Raw genomic sequence first — 15,817 nt, forward strand, 5'->3', positions numbered from 1 at the left:
AAGCCGACCGCGTCGGGGAGCCGACTGGCTACCGACGGATCAGTGGGCCGATCGTGCCACCCGTACTCCGTACCTACTTCAACTGTCTGAAGTCGAAAGGAATTCACGTACATCCCAGGATGCGAAAGCGCAACCTAGGGGGGACGATGGAGTAGCCGGGAGTCCGTTTCTCGGAGCGCCTGCCTGACCGCGGGCGGACGGCGCGGGCCCTCGGAGTTCCCCGGAGTGGCGACACCCGCTTCTCCGGCCCCGTTCCTTCCCGAACGGGCCCTACCGCTAAGACCGTTCGACTTGGGCGCGTGCCGATTCCGGATACGGATTCACTTCGCGGAGGCATCGAGATGCCCGTGCTCTTCTTCGACATAGGAGCGACCCTGGCGGACGCCCGCATGGAGGCAGACGGTTCGCTGAGGCTACTGCCCCGACCGCGTGTCCTCGCCGTGCTCGATGACTTCCGCGACGTACGCAAGGGTGTCATTTCCAACCCCGGCCCCGGTGAAGGTGCCGCGGAGCGTGCCTTCTCTGCTCTGCGGGAGGCATTCCCCGGCCGTTTCACGGACGATGCGCTCGTGCACTGGGGTTCCAAAGACAACCGGGAGATCTTCGACGAGGCGGTCGCCGGCACGGCGGGCGAAGGCACGCCTCCCTCGGCGGCCGGCGAGTGCGTCTTCGTGGGGGAGGATCCTCAGGAACGTGGGTTCGCGAGGGAAGCCGGGCTGCGTACCGCGGCTCACCCCGTGTTCACCCGCGCCGCAGTGGAGAACCGCCCCGTTTTCTGGGCGCGGATCAAGCTGTCCGAGGGGCAAGGGCTGAGCGATCTGGAGGCCGTCACCAACCGGACCGAGGTCGTGCCCGTGAATATCGCCTCCGCCCGGCTCGTGCCGGCCATGGCGAGCATGCACGGAGCCATGGCACTCGAACAGGCCGGTTTCACAGTGGACTTGCGGGGACCGGTGGAAGATACAGCAACTCTGCTGATCCGCGACGATCGTCCGCTCGCTCCAGCTCGGGGATTCGCCGAGAGTCCGGCGGGGCGAGGCGCGGGGGAGCAAGATCTGCCGGAGCGGGATCGGTAAGCGCCGAGAGCCGGTGACGGAAACCTTCGGTACCGGGTTCGGGTTTCGGGTTCGGGTTTCGGGTTCAGGACCGGTCGTGGGCGCGTCCGGCGTGCCGGGCGTCCTGGCAGCGGACACCCCCTGTACACCCGGCACCGATGTCGCCGAGCAGTACGCCCGCAGTGGCGAGGAGTTGTGGCACGAGGTTGCTTCCGCCGGGCCGGGAAAACCCTTGAACGGTTCGTCACCAACATTGTTTCCTCGGCAATCACATGAGGTCGTGGAGAACGACGGCATGGTCGTGACCATCGATCTCGTGTCCGAAGTGACCGAGCGTGCACGGAAGTTGTTGCCTGAGGAAAGCTGTCGGCCGGGTCCGCGTCATCCTCGGAAAGAGAGCCTCGCCCGGGGTGCGCGTCGATGGCACCGAGCGGATACTCGAAGTAGACACGGTTCTCACCTCTTCGGTCATGCGCACGAAGCAGAGACAGTGAGACCGCTCGCTACACGGCTGAGCCGGCATCCCGGAATTCACCTCGCCGTACAGAGGTGCGGAGCAGGTGGGGCCCGGCGCGTCAGACGCGATTGCCCGGTCACAGTAAAACCGTCCGCCTGGCGATCGACACCGTCGATGCGCCGCCTCCGGCGCAGACGATCGACGAGGGCGAGCTCCAGTCGGGATCGGCGTGAGTGTTCCGAACGCGGAGAACAACCACGCAACAACATCCGATGAGCGAGGTTTCCCCGCCTCTCCTCATGTACGCGAGGTGTCCCATGACCAGGACCTCCCACCTCCATTGCATCATCCCCCCGCACCTGCTCGAGAAGCTCCTGAGCAGCGACGACAGCGAAGTGCGCCAGATGGCGCTGAACACCATGCTGACCACCGCTCGGTTGCGGGGCGAGCGAGGGATCCGGGCGTCCTTCGCCGGCGCCGCTGCCACCCCCGGCAACGGCCGGCGGACCGTCTTCGACTGCCAGAACGGCACCTTCCTCCCTTCTGCTGTTCTCGCCCGGTCGGAGGACGGCCCGGAGTCCCCGGATGATTCCGTCAACCGCGCATTCGGCGGACTCGGAACGACACGCGATTTCTACAAGGCGGTGTTCAACCGCAATTCGATCGACGGCCAGGGGATGCGCCTGGACGCGTTCGCCCACTTCGGCGAAAGGTTCAACAACGCTTTCTGGGACGGGCAGCAGATGGTATTCGGTGACGGGGACGGAAGGATGTTCTCCGACTTCACCGGATCCGTCGACGTGATCGGCCATGAGCTGACACACGGAGTCACCGAGCTCACCGCGGGACTCAAGTACCACAACCAGTCCGGGGCCCTGAACGAATCCATGTCGGACGTCTTCGGGTCGCTGGTCAAACAATGGTCGCTGAAGCAGTCGGTCGATGAGGCGGACTGGCTGATCGGGCCCGACATCTTCACCCCGGGAATCGACGCCGACGCCCTGCGATCGATGAAGGCCCCGGGGCACGCGTACGACAACGCCCTGTTCGGCAGGGACCCCCAACCCGACCACATGGAGCACTTCGTCAGACTGCCGGACACCGAGAAGGGCGACCTCGGCGGGGTGCACGTCAACTCCGGCATCCCGAACAAGGCGTTCTTCCTGACGGCGTCGCGCATCGGAGGATTCGCCTGGGAGGCTCCCGGCCTCATCTGGTTCGAATCACTCAAGGCTTCCAACACCGAGACCCAGTTCCAGGAGTTCGCGAACACCACGTACCGGAAGGCCGCGGAACTGTTCGGCGACGACAGCACCGAACAATTGGCCGTACTGGCCGCCTGGCAGGACGTCGGCATCCAGATCAGCGGGATCCTGGCAGGCGTCGCCCGGGCGCGAAGCCTCGCCGCCAACCGGAACGGTGGCGCGGGCGGGGACAAGGGAATGGCGACCGTGAGCCGCCAGATCGGCGCACTGGCCGCCCAGGTGACGGGGCTGGCCAGGGACGTGACCACGCTGAAGGGCAAGTGACCGACGGCTGTTGACGCGGCCGACCCCCGACGGCGAGGAGTGCCGGTCGGTCGGCCTGAAGGGTGTGCCCGATGAGGGTGACCTGGGAAGCACAGGGAGGCCAGGCGGCTGCGATCCGTCTGGGCCTTCCGCCCAAGGTGCTGGACACCGATGCCCTGCCCGAAAGCACGGCGGGGGAGCTGGACCGGCTGGTGGCGGCGGCCGCCCCCGAGGCCGGGCAGGAACGGCCGAGCCGGGCCAGGGACGCGATGAGCTACACGATCACGGTGGAGGACGGCGGCCGCTCGACCGCTCTGACCCAGTCCGAAGCCGCCATGTCCCCGGCATTCGCGGCCCTGCTCGGCTGGCTCGAAGAACACATCGCGGAGCAGTGACACACGCAGGAACGCCCCTCATCGGGCCGAGGAGAACACCATGGCCGACCATACGCACGCTCACATCCCGGCCGAGGTCCTGGCGGGCAGGGGACAACCACCGCGCGAACCGGTCACGGACCCTACGCTGGGCATTCCGTTCGATCACCCGGAGCAGGAACAGGAGCCACGTCATCGGCTCGTGACGATCGGCGACTCACTCACGCACGGGTTCCAGAGCGGAGCGGTCTTCAACACCGACCTGTCCTACCCGGCGATCATCGCTCACGAACTGGGATCCGGCACCGACTTCCGATTCCCCGTGTACCCGGGGTACGGAGGACTGCCCCTCAACATCGAACTGCTGCTGAGGGAGCTTCAGGAGCGCTTCGGCAAGGATCTGGACTGGTGGGAGGTCCCGCTGGCCCTGTTCCACGCCCGCAGGTTCCTGGACGAGGTCGAGGACTACTGGGAGCGCGGGCCGGGAAGCGTCGTCCCGCAGATCAACGCCATCAACCACAACCTCTCCGTGTACGGCTGGGACCTGCGCGACGTCCTCGAAAAGAGCGCCAAGATCTGCCAGGACGCCATCGCGACACCCACCGACAACCTGCTGCGGCAGACCGTGGAGAACAACGGTGACCGCGCGGCACTGCGGGTCCTGCCCTCCGGCAGCGTGGACCGAGGCGGAACCATGACGCTGCTGTCGGCGGCCCGCCGCCTCGGTGAGGACCGGCCCGACGGAGGGAGCCACGGAATCGAGACCCTGATCGTCTTCCTCGGCGCCAACAACGCCTTGCAGACAGTGACCCAGCTCAAAGTGGAGTGGAGCGGTGAGGGATACGACGACCTGGAGCGCAAGAAGGCGTACACGGTCTGGGATCCCAGCCACTTCAAGGACGAGCTGCGGCAAATCGTCGCCCAAGTACGGCAGATCGCGGCTCGCCATGTCATCTGGTGCACCGTCCCGCACGTCACCATCCCCCCGCTCGCCCGTGGAATCGGCGGCAAGAGCGCGTCAGGGTCCAGGTACTTCCCCTACTACACCCGGCCCTGGATCGACGATGACACCTTCAGCCCCGTCCTTCACCCCCACCTGACGGGGCAGGAGGCGGAAGACGTCGACCGGGCCATCGACCTCTACAACGAGGCCATCACCGACCATGTGAGAACAGCGCGGACGACGGGGGCGGACTGGCTCCTCATGGACACAGCCGGCCTGCTCGACCGACTCGCGTCACGCCGGTACATCGAAGACATGACGGCCCGACCGCCATGGTGGCGGCCCTACCAACTGCCGCCGCAACTGAAGGCCCTTGCTCCGGAGCCGAACTCCCGCTTCATCACCAGCGACGGCACAGGACGTACCGCCGGCGGCCTGTTCTCCCTCGACGGCGTTCACCCCACCACCATCGCCTACGGGATCCTCGCCCAGGAATTGATCAACGTCATGCTCGCGGCCGGTGTGCAGTTCCGCCACTCCGACGGAAGCGTACGGACAGCCCCGGTCACGGTCGACTTCGATCGGCTCATCCGCCGTGACACCCTCGTCAACCAGCCTCCCGCCAACCTGGACTCCACCCTGAACATCCTCGCCTGGGCGCAGTCGACACTCGGCCTCCTGAAACGCACCCTGTACTTCCGCGTCTGACAGGTCTCCCGGAGGCACAAGCGTCAGCCCTCCTCACTGCGTCTCCCGATCCGTCGAGAGCGGCCGACGGCTCACTGTCCGGCCGTACCCAGAATCGCGTCGGCCGTCGCGAAGCGGTGCACACTCGGCTTCAGCACTTCGTGGAGGCAACCGAAGTACTCCGTTTCCGCAGTCCCGTTGAGCACCGCCAGCAGGAAGGCGAGGCACCCCATGTCATGCTGCTCCCACAGGGGACCGCGCCCCTCGTTGTAGAGCACGGTCCACTCGTCGGGGTGCTGACCGGGCCGTGCCAGCCAGTACAGGAACGCTCCCGTGCCCTCCTCGAATGCCCACGGCAGGACCTTCGCCCCCGCCTCCCGCAGACCGGCGGGCTTCTCCTCGAACTCCCACAGGTCTGCCAGGATTTCGTCGCGCTCCGCCGTCTGCGCGTGCAGGTCGCAGTCGTCGTAGGCGGAGTCGGGGACGAGCAGCCAGATCGTCTCGTCGAAGATGCCGTCGCCGTACGTCTCGACGAGCTGCTTGTAGTCGGCCGGCAGACCCACACCCAGGGCGCCCTCGGCTTGCGCCCAGTCCACCACGGGTGGCGGATCGGCGGGCGGAGGGCAGAGCCGGACGAGTGCGTCGAGAGCGATCACGGAGCGGACGCTACAGGGATACCGGCCGCTGCCCGAGGGCGGGTTCCCAGCCCTGTTCGAGGGCGGAGGCCCGGGTCGGAAGGCCGGCTCTCGTGAGCCGCGGGAGCTTTCTGGTCGCTGATCCTAGAGACCCTCACTCGGAACGCCGATACGGCGCAACAGCCCGAGCAGCGTGGCCCGTTCGCTTTCGTCCAGCGGGTCGAAGGATGCGGTGAGGACATCGCGTGTGACGGTGCGCCCCGCCCTCAAGACGTGCTCGCCGGTCTCCGTCAGATGGTGCTCGATACGCCGGCCGCGACCGGGACGGCGCTCGATGAGGTGCTGGGCCGCGAGCCGGGAGGCCAGTGTGCCGAAGGACTGGTCGCCCTGGAAGGTGGCGACCGCCAGCTCGTGTGCGGATGCTCCGGGCGTACGGGCGATGGCCCGCAGCGCGTCCCACTGCGCCAGCGTCGTGCCGACCGCCGAGAGGTGAGTGTCGAGCGCGCGGTGGTGCCGGTACTGCGCTTCCTTCACGGCGCGCCCCAGTTCTTCGAGATCGACGGGAACGGCGGACGAGCCCGGTTCCACGGCGGGCGGAGCGGCGAGGTCGGACGCGGTGCCGGTGTCGGCAGACGTCCTGCCCCCGGCCTTGTCGCCCGTGCCTCGGACCCTGGGTTCCTCACGGTTCGCGGTCATGGTCGCATCCTAATCCAGAATCTAAGGTTGCGTATATACGTATGCGTAGATACCGTGAGGTGCATGACCGACACCGAGACGCGAACCCGTACCGTCCACCCACGCCCCGACCTTCCCCTCACCCTCACCGAGGCCGGACCCGCCGACGGCCGCCTCGCGCTCGTCCTGCACGGCGGTGGCGGGCCCGCCACCGTCCAGGGCGTCGCCGCGCATCTGGCCGGCCGGCACGGCATGCGATGCGTCGTTCCCACCCACCCGGGCTGGAACGGGACCGAGCGCCCCGGCTGGTTCACCGGCGTCGACGACCTGGCGATCGCCTATCTGCACTGGCTCAGGGACGAGGGCCACCGCGACGTCCTCGTCGTCGGCTCGTCGCTCGGCGGCTGGACCGCGGCCGAGATGGCCTTCCGCGACGACGGAGCTGTGATCAGCTCCCTGGTCCTGGTCAACGCCGCGGGCGTGGCCGTCCCGGGAGAGCCGGTCCGCGAGATCTTCGGGCTCCGGCCGGACGAGATCGCCGCGTACTCGTTCCACGATCCGGCCCGTTTCGCGGTGGACCCGGCCACCCTCACCGAGGAGCGGATCGCGGTCCAGCAGGCCAACATGGCCACTCTCCGCCTCCTGGCCGGCGACCCGTACATGCACGACCCGAAGCTCCTGAACCGGCTCGCACGGGTGCGGATCCCGGCCCTCGTGGTGTGGGGTGAGAGCGACCGCATCGTCACGCCCGCGTACGGGCGGGCCTACGCGGGGGCGTTCGCCCGAGGGCGCTACGAGCCGATCGCCGAGGCCGGCCATCTGCCGCACATCGAGCGCCCCGAAGCGACATTCGCCGCGCTGGACGCGCACATCGATGCACACGCCGGTGCCGTGGGTACTCCCGCCCAGCCGAGGTAGGGCTGTCCTCCGGAGCCACGGACGGTGATGCGTTCGCGCATGTCACGGTGTGTCCCGGTCGGTCAGCGCGAAGGCATGGTGCCGCGTGAGTGTGATCACGGCCAGGCTGAGGGCTCCGAGCCCTGCCGCGGCGGTGGCGCCGGCGGTGACGTCGACACGCTGCAGGAGGAGGCCGCCGACGATGCCGCCGAGTGCCATGGCCGCGTTCCACAGGGTCACGAGGGTGGCTTGCGCGGTGTCGGCGATGGCTGGACTCTGACGTGTTCCGGCATGCCCGGCTGCGGCCTGAAGGAGCGTGGGCGCGGCGCCCCATCCCAGCCCCACGCGACGGCCGCCACCGTCGGGTCTGCACTCCGAACAATCGAGGTGCGGGCCTCCGCACTCATGGACAGGCCGGGAACCTCTTGTTGTCCCGACCGGGGCAGCGGGGCTCACCTCCGGTGCCGAGCGGGGCAGTTCGGGACCGAGAAGGAGTTGGGCAGGTGGCCTCGTCGCGGCCGCCTCCGGCGCGCAGCGCCGGGCATGAAGCAGATCAGAGAAGCGCACGCAATGATCAGGTCTCTGACCACGCGGCAGCGCAGGAGGTCTGCTTTCGATACACGAGGGGCCGAGGGAACTCGCCGGGGACGAGCGGCGAAGGAGAGATGAAAGCCCAAGCCTTCGAAGCACGTTCCCTTGAACGAGAGGAGCCCCGATGACCGTCGAGCCAGGCGTCCGCACGGGGGCGGAGAGCGATGCCTCGGTGATTGCACGGTCCCGGGATGAGCCCGAAGCATTCGCCGCACTTTTCGACCGGTACGCGGATGAGGTACACCGCTATCTGGCCCGTAGGCTCGGTGGCGAGCCGGCCGACGACCTCATGGCAGAGACCTTCACCACCGCTTTCCAGCAGCGGCACCGCTACGACCCCTCTCGGGCCACGGGCGACGGCGCCCGGCCCTGGCTGTTCGGTATAGCGACCAACCTGGCCGGCCGACACCGGCGGGCCGAGGGCCGCCGCTTCAAAGCCATGGCCCGTATCCCGGCTCCGGCCGATCACGAGGAGCCGCTGGCCGACCGTGCCGCGGCCCGGGTGGGGGCACAGGCCGTAGGCCGCGAACTGGCAGCGGCACTGGCCGCACTGCCCGCACGGCACCGGGACGTGCTGCTGCTGGTGGCGTGGGGCCGTCTCGGCTACGAGGAGGTGGCCCAGGCCCTCGGTGTCCCCATCGGCACGGTCAGATCACGGCTGCACCGGGCCCGCAACAAGTTACGCGAAGCGTTGGGCGGATCCGATCCGACGACACTGCGAGAGGTACCCGGCCATGACTGACGAACTCGAACTCCTGCGGGACTGGGACGCGGACGCTGTCCCGCTCATCGACCCGGTCCGGGCGAAGGCCCGCCACCGACTGCTCAACACGATCGCGCGTGCGCAGCAGCACCCCGACCCGGCCCCCAGCCGACGGCACGCGCTCCGCCTCGCGGCAGCTGCGGTGGTCGCCGTGACGGTCACGGGAACGGCGGTACTGATCACAGAAGGCGGCGACGGCGAAGGCGACCGCCCCGGCCGTGCCGACCGCGTACCGGGCACAGCGACCCCGAGTATGGAAAACGTCAGCGCCGTGACCGTGCTGAACGGGGCGGCGGCGCAGACGGGCAAGGACGAGAAGCCTGTGACGCCGCGCGACGACCAGTTCATCTACTCGAAGCGGATCATCAAGGAGACGGAACGCAAGACCGGCGCGGTCAAGACCTACGAGGACGTCAACTGGGACTCGGTGGACGGCTCCAAGCGCTCCTTGACCATGGAACTCGGCCGGGTGATCTGGGAGGAGCCCTTGAAGAAGGGCGAGGGCGTGTGGCCGCCTCGGGAGTGGAGCAAGCTGAAGAAGCTGCCCACCGACCCGGAGAAACTCATTCCGGACATCGCCGGTGGCGGCGGGCATTCCAGCAGGTCGATGAGCGACTTCACCGCACAAGAATGGTTCGACGCCTACTTCATGCTCGGTGAGCTCCTGAAGTGGCCGGTGCTGCCCCAGGGGCTGCGTCCCGCCGCGTACAAGGCGCTGGCCCTGGTGCCCGGTGTCGAGGCGGTTCCGGGAGTGAAGGACTCCGCCGGGCGCACCGGGGTGGGGATTTCCTACCCCAAGAGTCCGTTCGCGAAGGGCAAGTACCTTATCTTCGACCCGGAATCCTATGAATTCCTGGGCTTCCGCGACGAACGGACTTCGGCGTCCGGCGACAAGACGTACATCCAACTGTCACACGTGGTGGACTGGGCCATCGTCGACCGGATGAAGCAGCGCCCATAGCCTCATGTCTGGTTCGGGCGCGGCCGTTGCCGATGCGGAAGCGTGAAGTTGCCTTCCTGGCCCGGAACTCCAGGCGGAGGGCACTTTCCCGGCGTGGACTGTCGGGTTGCCTCCCCAAGCTCCACGCCGCTCCGAGGCTCGGGGCAGCCGGCCCCGGGCGGCGGAGAGCGAAACCGGATCCCGGGACGGATCAGGTAGACCCCAATCGGACGAGACCGGAAGACAACACCCGTGAACGATGAGCCAGTCGCAGCAACAGCCCTGGTACGCGCCGAGTACCACCTATTCCAGATCGCGGACCCGCAAGGGCCCGTGGCCGACGACCTCGACGCGACCCAGAACGGACTCGCATCCGCTGTCGGCGGCGTCATCGAGGTGGCGACCGGGATCCACACCGGCAACGTCCGCGTCACGGTCGAACAGCACTCCCAGCGACCGATCCTGCTCCGGGCTGGGAAGAGATCGCTGAGATGCCCTGCCATTCCCCCTCCGGGTAAGTGCTGGTCGCACCCATGATGGACGACCCCGCCGATCTCCCCACTCTGGCCTTCCAAGGCCCGGGACAGTACCGGCTGCGCGTCCACGCGCTCGGCAGGGACACGGCTGTGGACGACACCACGGACGACGTCGTGGAGTCCTACCTGATCCAAAGCTGGCCCGCCGCCCACCAGGACGCCCTCCTGGTAAAGGCGACCGACGCCTACGGAGCCCAGGTACGAGCCCGACCGGTCGGCGACACCATCGTCATCGACCACGAGGACTCACTCGACACCCAGACCGGCCGGGAACGCGACATCCTGCGCCGGGCCGGACACGGCGACTACTCCTGACCCGCTCCTGGATATTCGGTTGGGGCGACCTCACACGGCTGCCCCGACCGAAGCCGACCACGCCCGACAGCAAGAGAAGCACTCAGGGAACCGGCCAAGCCCCCGCTGCGTGAACTGCGTATACATTCCGAATATGCCTCAAGGTGTGCGGACACACACCACCTCTCTGGCGTTCTCCCAGTGCCGGTCGAAGTACGACTTGAAGTACGCTGCAGCCTCGCTGTCTTCAATGCGCATGCCCTGGACTCGGTCACCGACGGTGAATGCGAGGAACACCGCGCTCGTATCCATGATGGCCATGCTCATGAGGTCGGCCTTGATGGGCCAGGTCACCTCTCGAATGCTGTAGCTGCGCAGGTGGCGGGTCTGTTCTCGGTGCCGTGCCGTCCAGCCGGCATACCCTCTGGACGATCCGAGGCAGAACAGGCGTCGCACGGATCCGCCGTTGTGCGCCCAGTCGAGTACCGCCTGGAAGTAATCCGAGAAGGCTGCAGACGATGCGCTGAAGTCATCCGGAGTTTCAAGCCGCATGTACCAGGCGTCCATATGGCTGGGGCGGCGGTTGACGAGATAGTCGACCTCCGCCTTGTAGAAGGCCCCCGCGTCCGGATAGTGCTCTATACGTGATGAGTTCACCTGGTCGAAGTCACGCCGCAGCAGTTCGACTTCGGTGCGGAGATCGGTCAGTTCCCGCCGCGACGAGGTGATGGGGACGAGGGAGCGCAGGATTGCGTAGACCGCCGTGAACAGGAACGGCATCTGCCAGGCGGCGGACAGTCCGAAGAGCGCAGCGGCCACCGATCCGCAGACGGCGACAAGACAAGCGATGGCCAGCCCCCGCTGATCCCAGCGCTCCAACAAGTCGTCCGACCCCGACTCGGCCCGCGAACCAGCCATGCACACCTCACAGACCCTCGGCGCTACGTCCCTCCAGGGGGTGAGCCCCGTTGAGCTCAATTCCCTGCGTGTGTCGAGCTCAATCACGCCCGGCGCGCAGAGCGCGAACCCTCTGGGGCACCAACTCGCGCGTTCGCTCACCGATTGAAGCGCTCAGCCACACGATCCCCGCGGACTGTTCGGGCCAGCGCCCCTACGACCTCGTGCACGGTTGCCGTGGCTCGACGCCCAGGTAGCTCGCTGAGCTGAGCATGATGGGGGCTGAGGTGTGTGAGTTGATCGTGGCGGAGTACCGGATCACCGGGTTGTCGCCGATGGTGATTGCTGAACTCGTGGCCGAGGTAGGGCCGTTGTGGCACGAACAGCATCAGACACGCTTGACGGCTCGGCCGCGACGACGAAGTGTAGGAGCCGGGGGTGAGGCACAGATAGGGCTGGAACGTGAGGAGGACTTCGACGGCGCATGAGACGCGCTTGCTCAGAGCAGCTCGAACTGCGGGGGCGAGCGGTGAGAGGGCTTTTCGGCTCGGCCCTGCCTGGTACGGACAACCGGAGCAGGTGGTTCTCGTCAAGTCTGTGAACTGGCCTCAGAAGCCGTTGCCATACCGATCATGGAGTCTGTCGATCGAACGGGAGTCTCGATCGGGTGATCGCGGGCCCTGCCCAGCATGAGAGCAGGGCCTGGCGGTATGCGGGGAAAATCCAGGGGAGCGGACGGCCGCGCGCTGCTACGGTCGGGCGCCATGAGTTGGCTTCCCGATGACTTCGTCCACCCCGTCCTGGTACCGCTGCCGGGCGGTGGTCATCACCTGCGGCCGATCCGGGAGGCGGACACCCCGCTCGACTATCCGGCTGTGATGGGTTCGCGCGAGCGGCTGTGGACCATCTTCGGTCCGGCCTGGGGCTGGCCCGCGGCCACCATGACCTACGAGGCCGACCAGGCCGACCTGTTGCGGCACGAGAAGGAGATCGCCGCACACCAGTCCTTCAACTACGCGCTGTTCGACGCGGCGGAGACAGCTCTGCTCGGCTGTGTCTACATCGACCCACCGGAGAGGGCCGGCGCGGACGGCGAGATCTCCTGGTGGGTGGTGGACGAGCTGGTGGGCAGCAAGGTCGAGCAGGCCCTCGATGCGCTGGTGCCGCAGTGGATCGCCGCCGACTGGCCGTTCGAGCAGCCGCGCTTCCTCGGCCGCGAGATCTCCTGGTCCGACTGGCTCGCCCTGCCGGAGCATCCCGACACGTAAGTGGTTGTTGCACGTACCGATCTCGAAGGCTGTCGATCGAACGGGAGTCTCGATCGGGTGACTGCGGCGGTTTCCGCGCGTGAAAGCAGGGCTTCTTGGTAGCTCGGGGGTGCGATCCCATTCCGAGTGGTTCCCGGAGGCCCTGTTGTCTTTGTTGTACGTGCCCGAGCACGTTGACTTCAACTCGCACGCCGTGTCGTGCGATTGCCTCGCGCACGTGTACGGCAACGCGGCCGACCATCCGGACCGGGTGTGCCGGTATCCGTCGGACATGACGGACGCGAAGTGGGTGGCCGTCCGGCCGTTGCTGCCGGTGCCAGCCTGGTTCCAGGGGCGGGGTGGACGGCCCGAGGGCTACTGCCACCGGCAGCTGTTGGACGCGATCCGCTACCTTGTCGCGGGCGGGATCTCATGGCGGGCGATGCCCGCGGACTTCCCTGCATGGGCCCGGGTCTACGCCTTCTTCCGCCGCTGGCGCGAGCACGGGCTGATCGCCGAGTTCCACGACCGGCTGCGCGGGACGCTCCGTGAGCGCGAGGGCCGCGAGGCCGAGCCCACTGCGGGGATCATCGACGCGCAGTCGGTGCGGGCCGCCGCGACGGTACCGGCCGCCTCACGCGGCTACGACGGCGGGAAGAAGGTGCCGGGCCGCAAGCGGCACATCGTGACCGACACCCTCGGCCTGCTCCTGGCCGTCGCGGTCACCGCCGCGAACATCGGCGACCGGGACGCCGCGGCGGGCCTGCTGATCCGGCTACGCCGTCTGCACCGCGACATCACCCTCGTGTGGGCCGACGGCGGCTACACCGGCTCCCTCGTCGGCTGGCGCCGGGACAAACCCGCCCTGACCTTGGACATCGTCAAGCGCACCGACGACATGGCAGGGTTCGTGGTGCTGCCCAGGCGCTGGGTGGCCGAGCGCACGTTCGCGTGGCTGATGAACTCCCGCCGTCTGGCCCGGGACTACGAGACCCTGCCCGCCACCAGCGAGGCGATGATCCGGTGGTCGATGGTCACGCGGATGAGCCGGCGTCTGGGACGGCCACGGTCCGCCGGCCGGCACTGAACGCCCCCGACGCCTCCAGGAGGAGCCACCCGCGCTCCGCCAGGCGCCGGGCTTTCGACCGCAGTCCCTCGACCTTCGCCGGCGTCGCGTCAAGGCCCAGCTCCACCGCGATCTCCTTGGCCCGAAGCGGTCCGTGACCCGTGGATCGCTGCTGTTCCAGCACGCCCAGAATGCACTGATAGTCCGGCGCCAGAACCGTCATCGGCAGCCCTTCCCGCCAGGGCGGCACCGTCGAGCCCGGCACCGGCGCGAGCGACAGCACCGTTTTCTCCTCGGCCTCGGTCCCGGCGGTGGTCTCGGCAGCCGAGGCTGCTAGGGCCTCGACCAGCTCTTCCCGCGCGATCACCCGCCGGTTCAGCTCGATCTCGGCGGCCTCCAACACCTCAGCCAACCGGGCGACTTCCTCCCGTAGCCCTTCCACCCGCACACGGGCCGCTGTCTCCCGCTCGCTCCTCCAGCATTCCCAGCACCGACGCCACCGCGCACCCCTCGCTCACGGAGCGGAAACAAGACGCCGGATGCCTCTCTCATTCCGAGCTACACCATGCCTGACCAGCAAAAATCAACGGATCACGTTCGGTTGAGAGACGGCTTCTCAGCGTTCAGAGATCCGGTGTCTGCGGACCGCAGGGGGCGGCGCACTGTGTGCGGATCAGCGGGCGATCGAGATCGCGAAGGGTGTGAATCCGCTGGACCGGATCACGTGCGGTACGAACAGTATCGCGGCCTCCGTGGCGCGGGCGGTCTGGATCCCGCCGAGGTCGGTGATCCACTCCTTGCGCCAGCCGAGGTCGATGAGCAGTTCGCGGACGGTCTGCTTGGCCTGCGGGTCCTCGCCGGAGAGGAAGGCCTCGGGCGCCTGGGTGAGGGTGGCCGGCGCGGTCATCACCGGGAAGAGCATGGTGTTGAGTGTCTTGACGACGTGCGTTTCGGGGAGCGCTTCCTGGAGTTGCTCGGCGAGGCTGGAGCCGGGGTAGAGCAGGTCGGCGGGCAGTCCGTCGGGGCCGTCGACGGTGGCGTTGGAGACGTCGACGAGGATCTTGCCGCGCAGTTCCTCGCGCAGGGCGGCGAGCCGGTCGAGCGAGCCGGCGCCCGGGGTGGCATTGATGACGATCTGGGCTGTCCGGGCAGCGTCGGCGGCGGCGCCCGGAGCGCGGTCCGCCACGGTCACCTCATGTCCTGCCCGGGCAAGGGCTGCGGTCAGGTTGCCGCCGACGCGGCCGTTTCCGAGAACTGCGATCGTGGTCATGGTGATCTGGTCCTTTCGTGCGTGCAGGTTGTGGTGCGTGGTCAGCGTGAGAGCGTGGCGACGGCCTCGGCGTGGACGCCGGGCGCGGCGGCCAGGAAGCTCTCGCTCTGCGGGGTCCAGGGGCGGCCCTCGGCGTCGGAGATCTGCCCGCCGGCTTCGGTGACGAGCAGCGCCCCGGGCAGCAGGTCCGCGCGGGCGCCGGAGTACTGCCAGAAGGCGTCGATCCGGCCGGCGGCCACGTTCATCAGGTGCAGGGTCGCGGGTACGGCGGTGCGGACGACGAGCGCGTCGAAGAGCATCGCGGTGATCGAGGAGCCGACGCGCCGCACGACCTTCTCGTCCTCGTCCGGCCGGGCCTGGCTGGTGGCCGCGATGCTCAGGCCGAGGTCCGCGGTCCGGGAGACCTGCAGCGGCCGGCCGTCGAGGTGGGCGCCCGCACCGGTGAGCGCGGTGTAGGTCTCGCCGGTCAGCGGCAGGTGGACCGCGGTGAGCACCGGCTGGTTCTCGCGCACGAGCGTGGCAGTCACCGCCCACTCCGGCAGGGCGTGCAGGTGGTTGACGTTTCCTTCTGCCGGATCCACGACCCACCATTCACCGGTCGGCAGCGCCCCGCCGTCCAGCTCGTCCTCCACCCAGCCGGCGTCCGGGCGCAGGCGCGTGAGGCCGGGGCGCAGGATGTCGAGCGCCGTGTCGTCGTTGGCGGCGAGGGCGTGCATCAGCTCTTCGCGGGTCTGGTAGCGCACCACCTCGCCGAAGCGCTCGCGCAGCGCCGATCCGGCTGCTCGCACGACGATGGCGGTCTGGCTGAGCAGGTCGGCGTCGGAGGCGGCGACGTCGGTGGTCTGAAGCGTTTTGGACATGGCGGTACTCCCGTGTGAGGAGGGGTGTTGAGGCTGGTCGGGCCAGGCGGTGCGTTCCGTCTTGCGCTCTTGCCTCGAAGGTATAGAGCCCCTTCATTAACTTCAAATGCATGTCAAGCACG

Annotated in this window: 18 protein-coding genes; 11 read left to right on the forward strand and 7 right to left on the reverse strand. The window is 68.1% G+C overall.

Annotation, left to right across the window (positions count from 1 at the left end; translation table 11 throughout):
• Nucleotides 1–299: 299 nt before the first annotated feature.
• From OG780_RS42080 to OG780_RS42095, 4 genes are all read left to right on the forward strand, one after another.
• Nucleotides 300–1,076: an HAD family hydrolase gene (locus OG780_RS42080; protein WP_328457387.1), complete on the forward strand. Its 777-nt coding sequence runs from the start codon at nt 300–302 to the stop codon at nt 1,074–1,076.
• 753 nt (nt 1,077–1,829) lie between these two features.
• Nucleotides 1,830–3,041, forward strand: coding sequence for a M4 family metallopeptidase (locus OG780_RS42085; RefSeq protein WP_328457389.1), 1,212 nt, complete (start codon nt 1,830–1,832; stop codon nt 3,039–3,041).
• Nucleotides 3,042–3,112: 71 nt separating this feature from the next.
• Nucleotides 3,113–3,415: a protealysin inhibitor emfourin gene (locus OG780_RS42090; protein ID WP_328457390.1), complete on the forward strand. Its 303-nt coding sequence runs from the start codon at nt 3,113–3,115 to the stop codon at nt 3,413–3,415.
• A 40-nt stretch (nt 3,416–3,455) separates the two neighbouring features.
• The gene (locus OG780_RS42095) at nt 3,456–5,045 is read left to right on the forward strand and encodes a hypothetical protein (RefSeq protein ID WP_328457392.1); all 1,590 of its coding nucleotides are present in this window, start codon (nt 3,456–3,458) and stop codon (nt 5,043–5,045) included.
• 71 nt (nt 5,046–5,116) lie between these two features.
• On the opposite strand, the gene OG780_RS42100 is transcribed toward OG780_RS42095, so the two are convergent.
• Together OG780_RS42100 and OG780_RS42105 are read right to left on the reverse strand one after the other, a co-directional pair.
• Entirely contained in the window at nt 5,117–5,680 is a 564-nt protein-coding gene (locus OG780_RS42100) for a hypothetical protein (protein WP_328457394.1), read from the reverse strand.
• A 123-nt stretch (nt 5,681–5,803) separates the two neighbouring features.
• Nucleotides 5,804–6,247: a MarR family winged helix-turn-helix transcriptional regulator gene (locus tag OG780_RS42105; RefSeq protein ID WP_328458742.1), complete on the reverse strand. Its 444-nt coding sequence runs from the start codon at nt 6,245–6,247 to the stop codon at nt 5,804–5,806.
• Nucleotides 6,248–6,418: 171 nt separating this feature from the next.
• On the opposite strand from OG780_RS42105, the gene OG780_RS42110 reads away from it, so the two are divergent.
• Nucleotides 6,419–7,252: an alpha/beta fold hydrolase gene (locus OG780_RS42110; protein WP_328457396.1), complete on the forward strand. Its 834-nt coding sequence runs from the start codon at nt 6,419–6,421 to the stop codon at nt 7,250–7,252.
• Between the two features lie 42 nt (nt 7,253–7,294).
• Here the strand turns inward: OG780_RS42110 and OG780_RS42115 are convergent, their stop codons facing one another.
• Nucleotides 7,295–7,576: a hypothetical protein gene (locus tag OG780_RS42115; protein ID WP_443062281.1), complete on the reverse strand. Its 282-nt coding sequence runs from the start codon at nt 7,574–7,576 to the stop codon at nt 7,295–7,297.
• Nucleotides 7,577–7,946: 370 nt separating this feature from the next.
• Here OG780_RS42115 and OG780_RS42120 point away from each other — a divergent pair, with 370 nt between their 5' ends.
• The 4 genes from OG780_RS42120 to OG780_RS42135 all read left to right on the forward strand — a co-directional run bounded on the left by OG780_RS42120 (nt 7,947) and on the right by OG780_RS42135 (nt 10,376).
• Nucleotides 7,947–8,564, forward strand: a complete 618-nt coding sequence (locus tag OG780_RS42120) for an RNA polymerase sigma factor (RefSeq protein ID WP_328457398.1) — start codon at nt 7,947–7,949, stop codon at nt 8,562–8,564.
• Nucleotides 8,557–9,546, forward strand: a complete 990-nt coding sequence (locus OG780_RS42125; protein ID WP_328457400.1) for a CU044_5270 family protein — start codon at nt 8,557–8,559, stop codon at nt 9,544–9,546. Before OG780_RS42120 ends, OG780_RS42125 begins: the two co-directional genes overlap by 8 nt.
• A gap of 231 nt (nt 9,547–9,777) precedes the next feature.
• Complete coding sequence (locus tag OG780_RS42130) at nt 9,778–10,062, forward strand: hypothetical protein (protein ID WP_328457402.1); 285 nt, start codon at nt 9,778–9,780, stop codon at nt 10,060–10,062.
• Nucleotides 10,059–10,376, forward strand: a complete 318-nt coding sequence (locus OG780_RS42135; RefSeq protein WP_328457404.1) for a hypothetical protein — start codon at nt 10,059–10,061, stop codon at nt 10,374–10,376. Before OG780_RS42130 ends, OG780_RS42135 begins: the two co-directional genes overlap by 4 nt.
• Nucleotides 10,377–10,514: 138 nt before the next feature.
• On the opposite strand, the gene OG780_RS42140 is transcribed toward OG780_RS42135, so the two are convergent.
• The gene (locus tag OG780_RS42140; protein WP_328457406.1) at nt 10,515–11,273 is read right to left on the reverse strand and encodes a hypothetical protein; all 759 of its coding nucleotides are present in this window, start codon (nt 11,271–11,273) and stop codon (nt 10,515–10,517) included.
• A 743-nt stretch (nt 11,274–12,016) separates the two neighbouring features.
• Here OG780_RS42140 and OG780_RS42145 point away from each other — a divergent pair.
• Nucleotides 12,017–12,520 (forward strand): GNAT family N-acetyltransferase, encoded by a 504-nt coding sequence (locus OG780_RS42145; RefSeq protein WP_073492597.1) that lies wholly within the window; start codon nt 12,017–12,019, stop codon nt 12,518–12,520.
• 271 nt (nt 12,521–12,791) lie between these two features.
• Nucleotides 12,792–13,586, forward strand: a complete 795-nt coding sequence (locus OG780_RS42150; protein WP_328458743.1) for an IS5 family transposase — start codon at nt 12,792–12,794, stop codon at nt 13,584–13,586.
• Here OG780_RS42150 and OG780_RS42155 read toward each other — a convergent pair.
• The 3 genes from OG780_RS42155 to OG780_RS42165 form a co-directional block, all read right to left on the reverse strand.
• Nucleotides 13,534–13,968, reverse strand: a complete 435-nt coding sequence (locus OG780_RS42155; protein WP_328458744.1) for a hypothetical protein — start codon at nt 13,966–13,968, stop codon at nt 13,534–13,536. The two genes, OG780_RS42150 and OG780_RS42155, sit on opposite strands and share 53 nt — an antisense overlap.
• A gap of 270 nt (nt 13,969–14,238) precedes the next feature.
• Complete coding sequence (locus OG780_RS42160) at nt 14,239–14,835, reverse strand: NADPH-dependent F420 reductase (RefSeq protein ID WP_328457408.1); 597 nt, start codon at nt 14,833–14,835, stop codon at nt 14,239–14,241.
• A 41-nt stretch (nt 14,836–14,876) separates the two neighbouring features.
• On the reverse strand, nt 14,877–15,695 hold the full coding sequence (locus OG780_RS42165; protein WP_328457410.1) for a 3'(2'),5'-bisphosphate nucleotidase CysQ: 819 nt from the start codon (nt 15,693–15,695) through the stop codon (nt 14,877–14,879).
• Between the last annotated feature and the right edge of the window lie 122 nt (nt 15,696–15,817).

The organism is Streptomyces sp. NBC_00386, assembly GCF_036063235.1.
Taxonomy (GTDB): Bacteria; Actinomycetota; Actinomycetes; order Streptomycetales; family Streptomycetaceae; genus Streptomyces.